We start from the raw sequence: 15,384 nt of genomic DNA on the forward strand, positions 1-15,384 counted from the left end.
GATGTGCGACCCCGTGTCGTCATCGCAGCGCCTCGACACGCCTGCTCGACGGTTTCCCGGCTGACCCTGGGGGGCACTGCCATGAACCTTACCTTGCTCAAAGAATTCTTCGCCGGATTCCTGCGTACCCGCCACATCGCCCGGCACTTCCGTCGACTGGCGCTGCTGGAAAGCTTCACTGACACCAAGGTCAGTCGTGAAGTGCCGCCGACGCTCGCGCAAACCCTGGTCGTCGCTGCCAACAGCGACACCGGCTCACTGCTGGACAACCTCGGCAGCCACAGCGACGGCCTGAGTGAACCCGAAGCCGATGCGCTGCGTGGGCAATACGGGCTCAACGAAGTCGAGCATGAGCAACCGCTGCCGTGGTGGACGCACCTGTGGCACTGCTACAAAAATCCGTTCAACCTGCTGCTGACCTTGCTGGCGGTCATCTCCTGGCTGACCGAAGATCTGAAAGCCGCCATCGTGATTTTCTCCATGGTGGTGCTCTCGACCTTGCTGCGCTTCTGGCAGGAAAGCAAATCCAACCAGGCCGCCGACGCGCTCAAGGCGATGGTCAGCAACACCGCCACGGTGATGCGCCGGGAAGTGGCAGACAGCGGTGCGCAGCGCATCGAGCTGCCGATCAAACTGTTGGTGCCGGGCGACCTTATCGTACTCTCGGCCGGCGACATGATTCCCGCCGACTGCCGGGTACTCAGCGCCAAGGACTTGTTCGTCAGCCAGGCCGCGATGACCGGTGAATCAATGCCTGTGGAAAAATTTCCGCGTCAGCAGGACAACCATACCCACAACCCGCTGGACCTCGACAACATCCTGTTCATGGGCACCAACGTGGTGTCCGGCACGGCAATGGCGGTGATCCTTACCACTGGCAACAACACCTATTTCGGTGCGCTGGCGCAACGGGTCGGTGCCACTGATCGTGCGCCGACATCGTTCCAGACCGGGGTCAACAAAGTCAGCTGGTTGCTGATCCGCTTCATGTTTGTCATGGCGCCGTTGGTGCTGTTCATCAACGGTTTCACCAAGGGTGACTGGACCGAAGCGTTGCTGTTCGCGCTGTCGATTGCCGTGGGCCTGACCCCGGAAATGCTGCCGATGATCGTGACCTCGACCCTGGCCAAGGGCGCGGTGTTCCTGTCGCGCAAAAAAGTCATCGTCAAACGCCTCGACGCGATCCAGAACTTCGGTGCCATGGACGTGCTGTGCACCGACAAGACCGGCACGCTGACCCAGGACAAAATCTTCCTCGCGCGCAACGTCGATGTCTGGGGCAACGATTCCGATGACGTGCTGGAAATGGCCTACCTCAACAGCTACTACCAGACCGGGCTGAAAAACCTGCTGGACGTGGCGGTACTCGAACACGTCGAAATTCACCGTGAACTCAAGGTCGGCACCGCGTTTCGCAAGGTCGACGAGATTCCGTTCGACTTCACCCGTCGGCGCATGTCGGTGGTGGTGGCCGAGCGTGGTCAGCCGCATCTGCTGATCTGCAAAGGCGCGGTGGAAGAAGTGCTGGCGGTGTGCACCCGAGTGCGCCACGGTGATGCCGACGAAGTGCTGAGTGAAGAATTGCTGGCGCGGATTCGCCAGGTCACCGCCACCTTCAATGCCGAAGGCCTGCGGGTGGTGGCGGTGGCGGCGCGGCCGATGAGCGAGGGGCGCGACACTTACAGCCTGGCCGATGAACAGGAGCTGACGCTGATCGGCTACGTGGCTTTCCTCGATCCACCTAAAGAAAGCACCGCGCCAGCGCTCAAGGCCCTGGCCGCTCATGGTGTAGCGGTGAAAGTGCTGACCGGCGACAACGAACTGGTGACCGCGAAAATCTGCCGCGAGGTCGGTCTGGAGCAGCAAGGCCTGCTGATGGGCAACGACATCGAACGCATGAGCGACACCGAACTGGCGGTGGCGGTTGAGAGTTGCAACGTCTTCGCCAAACTCACGCCGTCGCACAAGGAGCGCATTGTGCGTCTGCTCAAGGGCAATGGCCACGTGGTCGGTTTCATGGGCGACGGCATCAACGATGCTCCGGCGTTGCGCACCGCCGACATCGGTATTTCGGTGGACAGCGCGGTAGACATCGCCAAGGAAGCGGCGGACATCATCCTCCTGGAGAAGAGCCTGATGGTGCTGGAGGAGGGCGTGCTGGAAGGACGGCGGACCTTCGCCAACATGCTCAAGTACATCAAGATGACCGCCAGTTCGAACTTCGGCAATGTGTTCTCGGTGCTGGTGGCCAGTGCGTTCATCCCGTTCCTGCCGATGCTGCCGATGCATCTGCTGGTGCAGAACCTGCTCTACGACATTTCGCAGATTGCCATCCCGTTCGATAACGTCGATGAAGAAATGCTGAAACAACCACAACGCTGGCAGCCGGCGGATGTGGGGCGCTTCATGCTGTTCTTCGGCCCGATCAGCTCGATCTTCGACATCAGCACCTTTGCCTTGATGTGGTACGTGTTCGATGCCAACACCCCGGACCACCAGACCCTGTTCCAGTCCGGCTGGTTCGTGGTCGGGCTGCTGACCCAAACGTTGATCGTGCACATGATCCGCACGCCGAAGATCCCGTTCCTGCAAAGCCGCGCCGCCATGCCGCTGCTGGTGATGACCGGCGTCATCATGGCCGTGGGGATTTTCCTGCCGATGGGGCCGCTGGCGCATTACTTCAAACTGCAGGCGCTGCCGTCGCTGTATTTCGTGTTCCTGCCAGTGATTCTGCTGGCATACATGGCGCTGACCCAAGCGGTGAAGGGCTTCTATATCCGGCGGTTTGGCTGGCAGTAATGCACCGCCCATCGTCGGATAGAGGCATCTATTTTTAGGAAAAGTCCTACAGAAAGCGCGTCAGGTCTTCCGTAGCCTTGCGCGCTTATGAATTTGAAACCCTCCCGGGGGGCAATTTTGCCGAACAAAGCCTTGCGTATCCTGATCGCCGATGAGCAGCATTTTCACCGGATGAAAACCGAGCGGCTGTTCAATCAGCTCGGTTATTACCGGGTGGCACCGGTACAAAGCCTTGTGGAGATGCTGACCCTGGTCGAGTACGGGTGCGAGCCGTTCGATCTGGTACTCATCAATGCTTCGCTGGCGGGTGGGGCGTTGGACCTGCTCGGGTTCTTTCTCGATAACCGCCAGGTTCATCACGCCTTGATCTACGATGGCCGGCAGGCAAGTTTGCCGCCGGTTCCTGCCGCCGGTACTAAACAGAAGGATCAGCAGAAGGTTCAGGTGAGCCATGCGGCGCTGCCTGATCTGGTGTCTATTCAACGGCTGATGGCGCTCATCGATCCGCTTGAGTGTGAAGCTGCGCAGTCCCCGGTGCGCGGGCCGTATCGGTGTCAGATCAGTTGATTTCTGGCTACCGTTCGTCGGTACTATCATTTCTGACAGGTACCTTCTTCCTGCCTCCCATGCAAAAGTCTTGGCGCGGCCGTTGCGTCCGATCCGGCGTTATCCGCAGAGCGCTTGGGCGCAATCGTCGGGTCTTGCACAGGGAGTTGCCATGAAGTCAGTGCTGATTGTGGACGATCATCCGGTGGTACGCGCCGCAGTCAAAATCGTACTGGAGAAGGAGGGGTTCAAACGGATCTACGAGGCCTCCAGCGGTAGCGAGGCGTTGTCGATGCTCCGTGAGTATTCACCCAGGCTGGTGGTGCTGGATCTGGTCATGCCTGAAGGTGATGGGCTGGATGTGCTGGAACGGATCAAAGCCTGTGACTTGTCATGCCTGGTGCTGGTGTTCTCGTCGCTGGACCCGTGGTTCTTTCAGGAGCGTTGCATGCGTGCCGGGGCCATGGCCTATGTCGCCAAGACCAACGTCCTGAGTCAATTGCAAAAAGCCGTGCATGCGGTCATGACCGGTTATACCTATTTCGCGCGGCTGCCCTCGGGATCGCAGGACGCCCTGCAACGCAGCGAAAAACAGATGATCGACAAACTCTCCAACCGCGAACTGACCATCCTGCAATACCTGGCCCGGGGCACGAGTAACAAGGCGATCGCCGAGCTGATGCACCTGAGCCACAAGACTGTCAGCACCTACAAGACTCGCTTGATCGAAAAGCTTGGGGTGAACGCGGCAGTGCACCTGCGTGATTTTGCCAAGCGCAATCGTCTGATCTGAGAGAAGCCGACCGTGCGTATCGTTCTGTTGGCCTTGATGCTGAGCCTTACGCCGCCAGTGTCGGCGGCGCTGGCCGACGAACCGCAGCGGTTGCATCTGCTGGGGCGCTCCACTGTGGAGGGCTTTGAGGTCCGGCTGGATGAAAAGGACTGGCAATGGCTGCGCGATAAACGGGTGTTGCGTCTCGGGGTGACAGGGCCGGACTACCCGCCCTTCGAGGTGACACGCCACCGCGATGAGCTGGAAGGCATCACCGCCGATTACGCCGAACTGCTGGGGCAACTGCTGCATGTCAAAGTCGACGTGCTGCGTTATGCCACTCGTGAAGCAGCCATGGAGGCCCTCAAACGCCATGAACTGGACCTGCTCGGCACCTCGAACAACTTCGAGGCGGCCGACCCCGCGCTGACCCGCTCCCGCCCTTATGCCGAAGATCAGCCGATGCTGGTTACCCGAGTGGACGAGCGAATGCCCGTCGACCTGGCCGGCAAGCGTATCGCCATGGTCGATGACTATTTGCAGGCACAAACGGTAGAAGATTTTTATCCCGATGCGACCTTACAGCGTTATCCCTCGGCGCTCGATGCGCTCGGAGCGGTGGCGTTCGGGTCAGACGATGTGTACCTGGGCGATTTCATCAGCACCCATTACCTGATCAACAATAACTACCTCAATAACGTTCATCTGGCAGGGCCTTCCGGTCTGGATGCCAATCCGTTCGGCTTCGCTTTGGCGTTGGACAATCCGCGACTCAAAGGCATTGTCGACAAGGCGCTGGCGGCGATTCCCATGGATCAGCGCTCGACCATCGAGCAGCGCTGGAGTGCCGGCAGGGTCAACATGGCGGGTCAACAGCGGGTGCCTTTGAGTGCCAATGAGCAACGCTGGCTGGACCGGCATTCGACGGTCACTGTCGGCGCGATCGATAACTTTGCCCCGCTGACGTTCTACGATGCCCAAGGCCGGCTCAGCGGGTTGACGGCGCAACTGCTGACACTGATCAGCCAGCGCAGCGGTTTGACCTTTCAGATACAACGCGGCAACTCACTGGATCGGCAAATCGAGCAATTGCAGGACGGCGAGATCGACCTGTTGCCGGTGGTCACGCCCAGTACCGAGCGTGAGGAGGCGTTGCTGTTTACCCGCGCCTACCTCAGCAATCCGTTTGTGCTGGTCAGTGCAACGACGGCGGGCAGTCCCAGGACGCTGGACGATCTAGCGGGTAAACGCCTGGCGATTTATCGCGGTCATCCATTGCTCGGATTCATCCAGGCCCGGGTGCCACAGGTGCGTCTGGTCGAGGTACAAAGCCCGGCCGAGGGCATGGACCGGGTGATCCAGGGGCAAGCTGATGCGACGCTCAGTTCATTGATCGTCGCCCGATATCTGATTGCCCGGCAGTACCGCGAGCACCTGCGAATCACCAGCACCGTGGGCGATCAACCCGCCCGTATCGCCTTGGCCACTGACCGCGGCGCGCTGGAACTGCACTCGATCCTGAACAAAGCACTGCTGAGCATTTCGCCTCAGGAAATGGACGATCTGGTGGCCCGCTGGAGCCATGACGTGGTGCTGGAAGACAGCTATTGGTTGCGCCATCGCCAGGCCATTCTTCAGGCGTTTGCCGTGGCTGGCGCCTTGCTGTTGCTGGCCCTGGGCTGGATCGCCTGGCAGCGTCGGCAGATCCGTCAGCGCCAGCAATGGTTGCGGCAATTGCAGGAGGCCAAGGACGTGGCGGATGAGGCCAACCGCGCCAAAACCACCTTCCTGGCGACCATGAGCCATGAGATCCGCACACCGATGAATGCCCTGATCGGCATGCTCGAACTGGCCCTCAAACGTGCGGACCAAGGCGTCATTGACCGCATTGCCATTGAGGTGGCGTCCAGTGCCGCCCAACAATTGCTGGCGCTGATCGGCGACATTCTGGACATCGCGCGCATCGAGTCCGGACATTTGTCCCTGACACCTGAGCGCGCCAATCTACGCGGGCTGGTGGAATCGGTGTGTCGGGTGTTCGAAGGCCTGGCACGGCAGAAAGAGCTGGGGTGGCGAATCGATCTGGATGAACACAGCGACTGCGATGTATTGGTCGATCCGGTACGCTTCAAGCAGGTACTGTCCAATCTACTGAGCAATGCCATCAAGTTCACCCATAAAGGTGAAGTGAGCCTGACACTGCGGGTGACGTCCGTTACGCCAGATCATCTGGCGGTCAGTGTGCGCATTGAAGACACCGGCATTGGCATCAGCGACGTCGACCGGCAACGGTTGTTCAGCCCGTTCGTCCAGGCCAGCCATAACCCGCAGTCAGCTCGCAGCGGCTCCGGGTTGGGCCTGGTGATCAGCCGAACATTGTGCGAAATGATGGGTGGCCGTTTGCAACTCGGTAGTGACCTCGGGCAAGGCACATGGGTCGACATCAACCTTGAGCTGATCGCATTGTCACCTTTGCCTGCCAGTGGTGGGGTGGCGAGCGAATCGCAGATGCCGACGCGCCCGCTGGTGATTCTGGTGGTCGACGATTATCCGGCCAATCGATTATTGCTTTCATGGCAACTGAGTCATCTGGGGCATCGTGTTATGGAGGCCGAAGATGGCGCGCGGGGGCTCGAGTTGTGGCGCGAACACGAGTTCGATCTGGTCGTTACCGACTGCAATATGCCGAGGTTCAGTGGTTATGAACTCGCCGGCGCAATACGCGATGAAGAGCGTGCGCAGGGATTGCCAGCGACGCTGATTCTGGGGTTTACCGCCAACGCGCAGCCCGAAGAGAAGGTTCGCTGCCAAGAGGCGGGCATGGACGATTGCCTGTTCAAACCCATCTTGCTGGAGGATCTGAGAACCTGGCTGGCGCGCAGGTTTGCCAGCGCGCCAGAGCTTGTCGAGGAGCAACCAACGCCTGAGATGGACTTGAGTGGCCTGGAGCAATACGTCGGTGAGGATCGCACGTTGCTTGACCAACTGGTGCACGAACTGGCGGTGACTAACCGCAGCGATCGGAATAATTTGCTCCAGGCGCACGCCAGTGGCAATCGCCCAGATCTGCAAGACCTGGCGCACCGCATCAAGGGCGGTGCGCGCATGGTCCGGGCGATGCGATTGATTGAACGATGCGAGCAACTGGAGCGTGTTATCGACGGAGGGGATCTGGCGCTGATCGACGAAGCTGTCGAACAGTTGCAGAGCGCCATGTCATCGTTGGACGAGCGCTTGAGCAAGGGTTGAGTGTCGGAACTAACCCCCCGCCCTCAAGCAATATCACTATGGCTGAACTCCTCCCCCAGAAAGTCGATCAAGGTCCGCACCGACGGCAGCAGCCCGCGGCGTGAGGGGAAGATCGCGTGCACGATCCCGCATTTGGGTGTCCAGCCCGGCACCAGTTCCACCAGTCGGCCGGCGGCCAGGTCATCACGCACCACCACGTTGGGCAGGTGGGCGATGCCGATGCCGGCAAGCACCGCATGACGCAAGGCCAGCAAGTCGTCAGTGACCATTCGCGGTGTATGACGAATCAGCGCGCTGGCGCCATCGGCCCCAAACAATTCCCACTGATATTCACGCTGCGCGCCGCCCCAATGCACGCTCGGCAGGCCACTGAGGTCCGCCGGTGTGGCCGGGGACGACAGACGCTGCACAAACGCCGGGCTACCCACCAGGCACTGGGTGCTGTTGCCCAGCACTTTCATCACCATGTCGGTGTTTTCCAGTGGTGGAAAGCGTACGCGCAATGCGATGTCGAATCCCTCGTGGATCAGATCGACCCGGCGGTTGGTGCTTTCGATGAACAACTCCACCAACGGGTATTTGAGCATGTAGCGGGTCAGCATCGGCCCCACCCAGGTGTTCAGCAGCGCGGTAGGGCAACTGATGCGCACCAGGCCCTGGGGTTCGGAGCGATTGCGTTCGATCAGTTCGGCGGCGCTTTCGGCTTCCACACGCATGGCCAGGCATCGCTGGTAATAAGCCTGGCCGATTTCGGTCAGCGAGCAATGCCGGCTGCTGCGGTGCAGCAGGCGCACGCCAAGGCGCTCTTCGAGCTCGGCAATGCGTCGGCTGAGCTTGGATTTGGGCATGTCCAGTGCGCGCCCGGCCGGGGCGAAACCGCGATGTTCCACCACTTGGGTGAAGTAGTAGAGGGTGTTGAGGTCTTCCACCATCGTTCTCCAAATAGAACGCTAAGGCTGATTTTTGCAGTCTAGCGCACCAAAGGTCGCGGTTTTAAGCTTTGTCCATCGCGTCACACAACAGATTCGGAGGCAAAGATGAAAAACATCATCGGTATCTACACCAGCCCACGACCTCACTGGGTCGGCGACGGTTTCCCGGTTCGCACACTGTTTTCCTACGACAACCTGGGCAAACACATCAGCCCGTTTCTGCTGCTGGATCACGCAGGTCCGGCTGAATTCACCCCGACCACCGAGCGTCGTGGTGTCGGCCAGCACCCTCACCGGGGGTTCGAAACCGTGACCATCGTCTACAAGGGCGAACTGGAACACCGCGACTCCACCGGCAGCGGCGGCAAGATCGGCCCCGGCGACGTGCAATGGATGACGGCGGCCTCGGGAATTGTTCATGAAGAGTTCCACTCCGAAGGTTTCGCCAAAACCGGCGGCACCCTGGAAATGGTTCAGCTGTGGGTCAACTTGCCGGCGAGGGACAAGATGGCCGCCCCCGGTTACCAGACGATTCTTGACGGTGAGATCCCGAGCCTCCCGCTCAAGAACAACGCCGGTAGCCTGCGTTTGATCGCCGGTGAATTCGACGGTCACAGCGGCCCGGCGCGAACCTTCACGCCGATCGACGTGTGGGACGTTCGCTTGAACGCCGGCAAGTTGCTGACCCTGGATCTGCACGAAGGACGCAACACCGCACTGGTGGTGCTGCGTGGCACGGTTCAGGTCAACCAGAAGGAATGGGTGCGTGAAGGGCAGTTGGCGTTGTTCGAGCGCGATGGCGATCAGCTCAGTCTGGAAGCCAATAACGATGCCGTGGTGCTGGTGCTCAGCGGCGAGCCGATCGACGAACCCATCGTCGGCCACGGCCCGTTCGTGATGAACACCGAGCAGGAGATTCATCAGGCCTTTGCCGACTTCCAATCGGGCCGGTTCGGCCGGATGAGCGGTTGAAATCATTGTTGTAGCACTGTGGCGCGCCGGGCTTGGCTGACTACGCTTGCTTGTCCGCGTTTTGACGAAAAACCAGAGTTCACTCAAGCCGGCCCGTTCGGCATCGATAAAAAGCGAGGATTTCCCCATGACTACTTCCTACAAACGTCTCGACAAGGATAACGCCGCCGTTCTGCTGGTCGATCACCAGGCGGGTTTGCTTTCTCTGGTGCGCGACATCGATCCGGACCGTTTCAAGAACAACGTGCTGGCCTTGGCCGACCTGGCCAAGTACTTCAAGCTGCCAACGATTCTGACCACCAGTTTCGAAACCGGTCCCAATGGCCCACTGATGCCGGAACTCAAGGCACTGTTCCCGGACGCGCCGTACATCGCTCGCCCTGGCCAGATCAACGCCTGGGACAATGAAGACTTCGTCAAGGCGATCAAGGCTACTGGCAAGAAACAGCTGATCATCGCCGGTGTGGTGACCGAAGTCTGCGTGGCCTTCCCGGCACTGTCGGCCCTGGCCGAAGGTTTTGAGGTGTTCGTGGTGACCGATGCCTCCGGCACGTTCAACGAACTGACCCGTCAATCGGCGTGGGATCGCATGTCTTCGTCCGGCGCGCAGCTGATGACCTGGTTTGGCTTGGCCTGTGAGCTGCATCGCGACTGGCGCAATGACGTGGAAGGCCTGGCGACCCTGTTCTCCAACCACATCCCGGACTACCGTAACCTGATGACCAGCTACAACACTCTCACCAACAGCAAGTAATTAATGTGGGAGCGGGCTTGCCCCCGTTGGGGCGCGAAGCACCCCTAAAACCAGTCACCGCGATCTTGAATTAGAACGCGGTGACCCGGTTTACGACTGCTTCGCAGCCGAACGGGGGCAAGCCCCCTCGCCACATAAGCCCGCTCCCACATTGGTTTTGTGGTGTTTTGCCGATCGCAGGCTTCGCCAGCTCCTACAATCTGTGAGATCTTCGCGCCATTGGCCCTTGCTGGAGTTGCTTGATGCTGTCACTGCTCACCGATCATCCGTTGTTCTGCGCGTTTATCCTGATTCTGATTGATCTGGTGTTGTGGCGTTTGATCGCAGCCAGCGGCAGTAATTGGAAACTGGCGGTGCGGCTGGTGATTTTCGCGCTGTTCAGCATGCTGCTGTTCAACGAAGGCATGAACCCCATGGAGACGGCGCCCTGGGTCGACAACGTCCCGCTGCATCTGACGGCCACCGGTTTGCAGATCGGCTGGTGGCTGTTCGGTGCGCGCACTCTGACGGTGCTGATCGGTGCGGTGATGATGCAACGGGTCGGGCACACCGGACGCTTGTTGCAGGATTTGCTTGGCGCGGTGATTTTCCTGATCGCGATCATCGCCGCCCTGGCGTATGTTCTCGATCTGCCAGTCAAAGGCGTGCTGGCAACATCCGGCGCGTTGGCGATCATTGTCGGCCTGGCCTTGCAAAGCACCCTCAGCGACGTGTTCTCCGGGATCGTGCTGAACACCACCAAACCCTATCAACTGGATGACTGGATCTCCATCGACGGCACCGAAGGCCGGGTCATCGACATTGACTGGCGCGCCACGCGCCTGCAAACCGCGCAAGGCAGCATGGCGGTGATTCCCAACTCCCTGGCGGCCAAGGCCAAGATCATCAACTTCAGCCGGCCCAGTGACATTTTCGGGGTTTCGATCAGTTTGCAAGTGAGCCCCCACGCTCGTCCGCAAAAGGTGATCGATGCGCTGGAACGGGCGATGCAAGGATGCCGCTATCTATTGAATAAACCGGCGCCGTGCGTAGCATTGAAAGGCTCCAGTGCCACGGGCGTGGAATACGAAATCAGTGGTTTCGTCGTGTCGATGGACCAGAAACGCATGGTCCGCAATCTGCTGTTCGACCTGGCGTTCCGGCACTTGCAGGCCAGTGGTGTCAGCCTGTTGTCGAACGTCGAACCGAATGCACCTGCCAACCTGTCGCGGCCACGGGCATTGCTGGACGCCTCGAACATTTTCTCGACCCTGCGTCAGGAAGAGAAAGAAACCTTCAGTCAGAACATGACACTGCAAACCTTCCGCGCCGGTGAAATGATCCTGCCGGCGGGGGAGGTCAGCGATCATTTGTTTATCATCGAATCTGGCGTCGTGTCGGTGGAGCTGAGCCGTGGCGGGGTCAAGTTCGAAACCGGGCGCATGGGGCCGGGAGAGGTGATCGGCGAGGGCGGGATTTTGTCCGATACGGCGATGCCGGCGGACTTTAGCGCCAAGACGGTCTGCACTTTGTACCGGATCGAGAGGGAATACCTCCAACCGTGCCTGGATGCGCGGCATGACATTGGCGAAGCGATGAAGGCGTTGCTGGATTTCCGCTTGAACAAGGCTCAGACGCTGATTCAGGAAACACCCAAGGTGGTAGAGAAGAAAGGGTTTTTGCAGTGGTTGCGCAAGCGTAGCGGCTGATGTGTTGGTTGCCTGTTCCGGCCCTTCGCGAGTACAGCCACTGAAAATCTTGTGGTCCATTGGCATCCTCAACTTCCCAATAATTGGCTATTTGTCCAACGTCAGGTCGGCATTAACGTAGCGCCAACCCCACCTGTAATTGGAGCTCACCATGCAATCTCGTATCGATTTCTACACCGCCTCCCCAGACGGCCTCAAAGCCATGATGGCCCTGGAAGCCGCCGTCTCGAAGCTGCCGCTGGAAAAGTCGCTGATCGAACTGGTCAAGCTGCGCGCATCGCAGATCAACGGCTGTGCCTTCTGCATCGACATGCACACTGCCGACGCCATCAAGGGTGGGGAAACGCCACGCCGGCTGTTTGCGGTGACGGCCTGGCGCGAGGCACCGTTCTTCACCGATCGTGAGCGCGCCGCGCTGGCCTGGACCGAATCCTTGACTCAACTGAGCCTGACCCATGCGCCGGATGAAGACTATGCACTGCTCAGTGCCGAGTTCAGCCCCAAGGAAATGGTCGACCTGACCGTAGCGATTTCCACCATCAACAGCTGGAACCGCCTGGCTGTGGGTTTCCGCAAAATGCCTCAAGAGTAATAGTCAGTCTCAATGCGCATCGGCACTCGGCGCGGCCGGTGGTTGCACCTTGCGCATCAAGGGCACCATCGCCGTGGCGAGGATGAAGCAGACCATGATCATCAAAAAGGCATCGCCGTAGGTTTGCGTCTGTGCTTCGCGGTAAGTCAGCAGCCACAGCTGATGCAGGCTGGCGGTGACGCCGATGTCACCGCTTTGGCCGAGCGCGGCGAAGTTGTGGCCGACCTGGGACAACCATTGATTCAGCGCCTCGTTGGTGCTGTTGAGGTTCTCCGCCAACCGGGTGAAGTGCAGGTTGGTGCGGTCATTGAGGATGGTCGCGCACGCGGCAATACCCATTGCGCCACCGAGGTTACGCATCAGGTTGAACAACCCTGAGGCATGCTTGAGCCGCGCCGGAGCCAACCCGCCGAGGGTCAGGGTCACCGCCGGCGGGACCGCGAGTTGTTGAGCGATCCCGCGCAAGGCTTGCGGCAGCATCAATTCTTTCGCCCCCCAGTCATGGGTGATCGGGCTGAAATCCCACATCGACAGGGCGAACAGCCCAAGGCCGGCCATCATGATCCAGCGCAGGTCGATGCGGTTGGCCAGAAAGGCGTACAGCGGAATCGCCAGAATCTGGAACACCCCGGTGGAAAAAACCGCCAGGCCGATGTCCAGCGCGCTGTAGCCGCGCACCCGCCCGAGAAACAGCGGAGTCAGGTAAATCGTCGCGAACAGGCCGATCCCCGTGATGAACGAGAAGAAACAGCCGAGGGCGAAGTTGCGGTCCTTCAAGGCGCGTAGATCGACGATCGGGTTGGCCACGTGCAGGGTTCGACCAATGAAGGCCAATCCGGCCAGGCCGCTGATCCAGGCGGTGGTTAGAATCGTGCTGTCGCTGAACCAGTTCCAGCGTGGGCCTTCTTCGAGGGTGTATTCCAGGCAGCCGAGAAACACCGCCATGAACAGCATGCTCAGGTAGTCAGCGCCCTTGAGCAACGACAGTTCTGGCTGGTCGATTTTCACCAGCATCGGCACCGCCACCGCGACGAAAATCCCCGGCACCAGATTGATGTAGAACAGCCAGTGCCAGGACGAAATGTCGGTGATCCAGCCACCGATTACCGGCCCCAGCGTCGGTGCCAGCGAAGCCACGGCGCCGATGGTCGCGGCGGCGATCACCCGTTGTTTACCGGTGAAGAAAAAGAACGCGGTGGTGAACACCAGCGGGATCATCGAACCGCCAAGAAAGCCTTGCAGGGCGCGGAAGGCGATCATGCTCTGGATGTTCCAGGCCGCGCCGCAGAGCAGGCTGGCTAAAGTGAAACCCACCGCCGAAGCGCAGAACAACCAACGGGTCGAGAACACCCGGGACAGCCAGCCCGAGAGCGGAATCACGATGATTTCGGCGATCAGGTAACTGGTCTGTACCCACGCGGTTTCGTCGGTGCCGGCCGAGAGCCCGCCGCCGATGTCACGCAGCGACGCCGAGACGATCTGGATATCCAGCAGCGCAATGAACATGCCGATGCACATCGTGGCGAAGGCGAACACTTTGGTCGCCGTCGCCATGTTGGCGGCGTTGAACGGCTGCGCGGGGGCGGCGAGGGCGCGGCTCATGGCGCGCGGGCCACGGTCGGGGTTTCAGGCTCGGCGCGGGTGTCCACTTCGGCAGTCACCGACAGACCGGGGCGCAGATGACCGAGCACGCCGTCAGCGGGATCGAGCAGGATTCGCACCGGTACCCGCTGAACGATTTTGGTGAAGTTGCCGGTGGCGTTTTCCGGTGGCAGCACGCTGAACTGCGAACCACTGGCCGGCGCGAGGCTGTCCAGATGACCGTGGAATTCACGCCCCTTGAGCACGTCTGCATGAACGATCACACGCTGGCCCGGCGTCATCCGGGCCAGCTGATCTTCCTTGAAATTGGCATCGACCCACAGTCCGCTGGCCGGCACCACCGACAACAGCTGCGAACCGGCCTGGGCGTAAGCGCCGACCCGTGCCCGACGATTGCCGATCACGCCGTCGACGGGTGCCCGCAGCTCGGTGTAGCCGACGTTCAACTGCGCTAGATCACGCTCGGCCCGCGCCTGGATCAACGCGGCGCGCGCTTGCTGTTTTTGTGTTTCGATCACGTTCAATTGGCGTTGCGCGGCCAGCAATTCGGCCTGGGCCCGGGCACTCTGCGCCTGTGCAGTCTTGAAAGTGGCATCGGCTCGTTGTGCGCTTTCCACCGAGACGGCATTGCTGTTGACCAGGCGTTTGTAGCGGGCGTTATCGTCCCGCGAGCGCGCGGTTTCGGCGCCCGTGGCATCGATGCCGGCACGAGCCTGGCCGATCACCGCGTGTTGCAGTTGTTCGGTGGCGTCGAGGTTGGCCAGCAACGCCTCTTCGGCAGCCACCGCACCTTCGGCCTTGGCCAGGTTGGCGCGGTAGTCACGGGCGTCGAGCCGAATCAGCACATCGCCGGCCTTGACCCTCTGGTTGTCGGTGACCAGCACCTCTTCGATATACCCCGCGACCTTCGGCCCGATCACCGTGACGTCGCCACCGATATAGGCATCGTCGGTTTCCTCGATGAAACGCCCGGCGGTCCACCAATGGGTTGCGTACAGCCCGATGAACACCAGGGCCGCGATGGCCGCGGTTAGAAAGACCAGCCGTTTGAGCAGGGGAGGCTTGGGTGGGTTCACCGCAACAGCAAGATCGGGTTCAAGGCTGGGCATGCTGGTCATGGAGAAATACCTGTCAGAAGCGGTGCTTTATTACTGATGTAATATGACGTAAGTAATATTTAGTGACAATGGGTTTCTGCGACCGGTCGTCAGTTGGCAGGATTTCGGGTTCAACAGTCATTCCGGGTTACGTCACCTGGAACGTGCGCGGCGGTTATGACTTCGGCGCACAGCTGTCGAACCTGAAAGTCGGCGCGGGGGTGAAGAACATTTTCGACAAGCAGTACTTTACCCGTTCCAGCGATAACAACTCGGGGATGTATGTCGGCGCACCGCGCACGTTCTTCGTGCAGGCCAGCGTCGGGTTCTGATAGACCGAGGTGAATTCATTCGCGGGCAAGCCCGCTCCCACAAGGATCT

11 protein-coding genes and 1 pseudogene are annotated in these 15,384 nt (G+C 60.2%); 9 read left to right on the forward strand and 3 right to left on the reverse strand.

Translation table 11 applies throughout. From position 1 onward, the window contains the following. Window positions 1–81 precede the first annotated feature (81 nt). The 4 genes from mgtA (at window position 82) to ACZ9BB_RS04475 (ending at window position 7,366) form a co-directional block, all read left to right on the forward strand. Complete coding sequence (gene mgtA / locus ACZ9BB_RS04460) at window positions 82–2,799, forward strand: magnesium-translocating P-type ATPase (RefSeq protein WP_476212712.1); 2,718 nt, start codon at window positions 82–84, stop codon at window positions 2,797–2,799. Window positions 2,800–2,916: 117 nt separating this feature from the next. Further along, window positions 2,917–3,366: a response regulator gene (locus ACZ9BB_RS04465; RefSeq protein WP_476218193.1), complete on the forward strand. Its 450-nt coding sequence runs from the start codon at window positions 2,917–2,919 to the stop codon at window positions 3,364–3,366. Window positions 3,367–3,517: 151 nt separating this feature from the next. Next, entirely contained in the window at window positions 3,518–4,138 is a 621-nt protein-coding gene (locus tag ACZ9BB_RS04470) for a response regulator (RefSeq protein WP_476212713.1), read from the forward strand. Between the two features lie 12 nt (window positions 4,139–4,150). Next, on the forward strand, window positions 4,151–7,366 hold the full coding sequence (locus ACZ9BB_RS04475) for a transporter substrate-binding domain-containing protein (protein WP_476212714.1): 3,216 nt from the start codon (window positions 4,151–4,153) through the stop codon (window positions 7,364–7,366). 23 nt (window positions 7,367–7,389) lie between these two features. Here ACZ9BB_RS04475 and ACZ9BB_RS04480 read toward each other — a convergent pair whose 3' ends face one another. Beyond that, the gene (locus ACZ9BB_RS04480; RefSeq protein WP_476212715.1) at window positions 7,390–8,298 is read right to left on the reverse strand and encodes a LysR substrate-binding domain-containing protein; all 909 of its coding nucleotides are present in this window, start codon (window positions 8,296–8,298) and stop codon (window positions 7,390–7,392) included. 105 nt (window positions 8,299–8,403) lie between these two features. Between ACZ9BB_RS04480 and ACZ9BB_RS04485 the strand changes: the two genes are divergently transcribed. The 4 genes from ACZ9BB_RS04485 to ACZ9BB_RS04500 all read left to right on the forward strand — a co-directional run bounded on the left by ACZ9BB_RS04485 (window position 8,404) and on the right by ACZ9BB_RS04500 (window position 12,304). Beyond that, window positions 8,404–9,270, forward strand: a complete 867-nt coding sequence (locus ACZ9BB_RS04485; RefSeq protein ID WP_476212716.1) for a pirin family protein — start codon at window positions 8,404–8,406, stop codon at window positions 9,268–9,270. Window positions 9,271–9,397: 127 nt separating this feature from the next. Continuing rightward, the gene (gene ycaC / locus ACZ9BB_RS04490) at window positions 9,398–10,024 is read left to right on the forward strand and encodes an isochorismate family cysteine hydrolase YcaC (RefSeq protein ID WP_123357471.1); all 627 of its coding nucleotides are present in this window, start codon (window positions 9,398–9,400) and stop codon (window positions 10,022–10,024) included. A gap of 242 nt (window positions 10,025–10,266) precedes the next feature. Continuing rightward, entirely contained in the window at window positions 10,267–11,712 is a 1,446-nt protein-coding gene (locus ACZ9BB_RS04495) for a mechanosensitive ion channel domain-containing protein (RefSeq protein WP_476212717.1), read from the forward strand. Window positions 11,713–11,863: 151 nt separating this feature from the next. Next, window positions 11,864–12,304, forward strand: a complete 441-nt coding sequence (locus ACZ9BB_RS04500) for a carboxymuconolactone decarboxylase family protein (RefSeq protein ID WP_476212718.1) — start codon at window positions 11,864–11,866, stop codon at window positions 12,302–12,304. A gap of 9 nt (window positions 12,305–12,313) precedes the next feature. Here ACZ9BB_RS04500 and ACZ9BB_RS04505 read toward each other — a convergent pair whose 3' ends face one another. Both ACZ9BB_RS04505 and ACZ9BB_RS04510 read right to left on the reverse strand, forming a co-directional pair. Then, window positions 12,314–13,906, reverse strand: a complete 1,593-nt coding sequence (locus ACZ9BB_RS04505; protein WP_476212719.1) for a DHA2 family efflux MFS transporter permease subunit — start codon at window positions 13,904–13,906, stop codon at window positions 12,314–12,316. Then, on the reverse strand, window positions 13,903–15,024 hold the full coding sequence (locus tag ACZ9BB_RS04510) for an HlyD family secretion protein (RefSeq protein ID WP_476212720.1): 1,122 nt from the start codon (window positions 15,022–15,024) through the stop codon (window positions 13,903–13,905). Before ACZ9BB_RS04510 ends, ACZ9BB_RS04505 begins: the two co-directional genes overlap by 4 nt. Before the next feature lie 119 nt (window positions 15,025–15,143). Between ACZ9BB_RS04510 and ACZ9BB_RS04515 the strand changes: the two are divergent. Next, window positions 15,144–15,335, forward strand: a pseudogene (locus ACZ9BB_RS04515) (hypothetical protein); the annotation flags it as partial. Window positions 15,336–15,384 lie beyond the last annotated feature (49 nt).

Source organism: Pseudomonas sp. TE3552 (assembly GCF_056278945.1).

Coding starts and splice junctions, on each gene's coding strand:
- ACZ9BB_RS04505 (WP_476212719.1), bottom strand. CDS start 13,906: ATGAGCCGCGCCCTCGCCGCCCCCGCGCAGCCGTTCAACGCCGCCAAC.
- ycaC (WP_123357471.1), top strand. CDS start 9,398: ATGACTACTTCCTACAAACGTCTCGACAAGGATAACGCCGCCGTTCTG.
- ACZ9BB_RS04470 (WP_476212713.1), top strand. CDS start 3,518: ATGAAGTCAGTGCTGATTGTGGACGATCATCCGGTGGTACGCGCCGCA.
- ACZ9BB_RS04500 (WP_476212718.1), top strand. CDS start 11,864: ATGCAATCTCGTATCGATTTCTACACCGCCTCCCCAGACGGCCTCAAA.
- ACZ9BB_RS04480 (WP_476212715.1), bottom strand. CDS start 8,298: ATGGTGGAAGACCTCAACACCCTCTACTACTTCACCCAAGTGGTGGAA.
- ACZ9BB_RS04510 (WP_476212720.1), bottom strand. CDS start 15,024: ATGACCAGCATGCCCAGCCTTGAACCCGATCTTGCTGTTGCGGTGAAC.
- ACZ9BB_RS04495 (WP_476212717.1), top strand. CDS start 10,267: ATGCTGTCACTGCTCACCGATCATCCGTTGTTCTGCGCGTTTATCCTG.
- ACZ9BB_RS04485 (WP_476212716.1), top strand. CDS start 8,404: ATGAAAAACATCATCGGTATCTACACCAGCCCACGACCTCACTGGGTC.
- mgtA (WP_476212712.1), top strand. CDS start 82: ATGAACCTTACCTTGCTCAAAGAATTCTTCGCCGGATTCCTGCGTACC.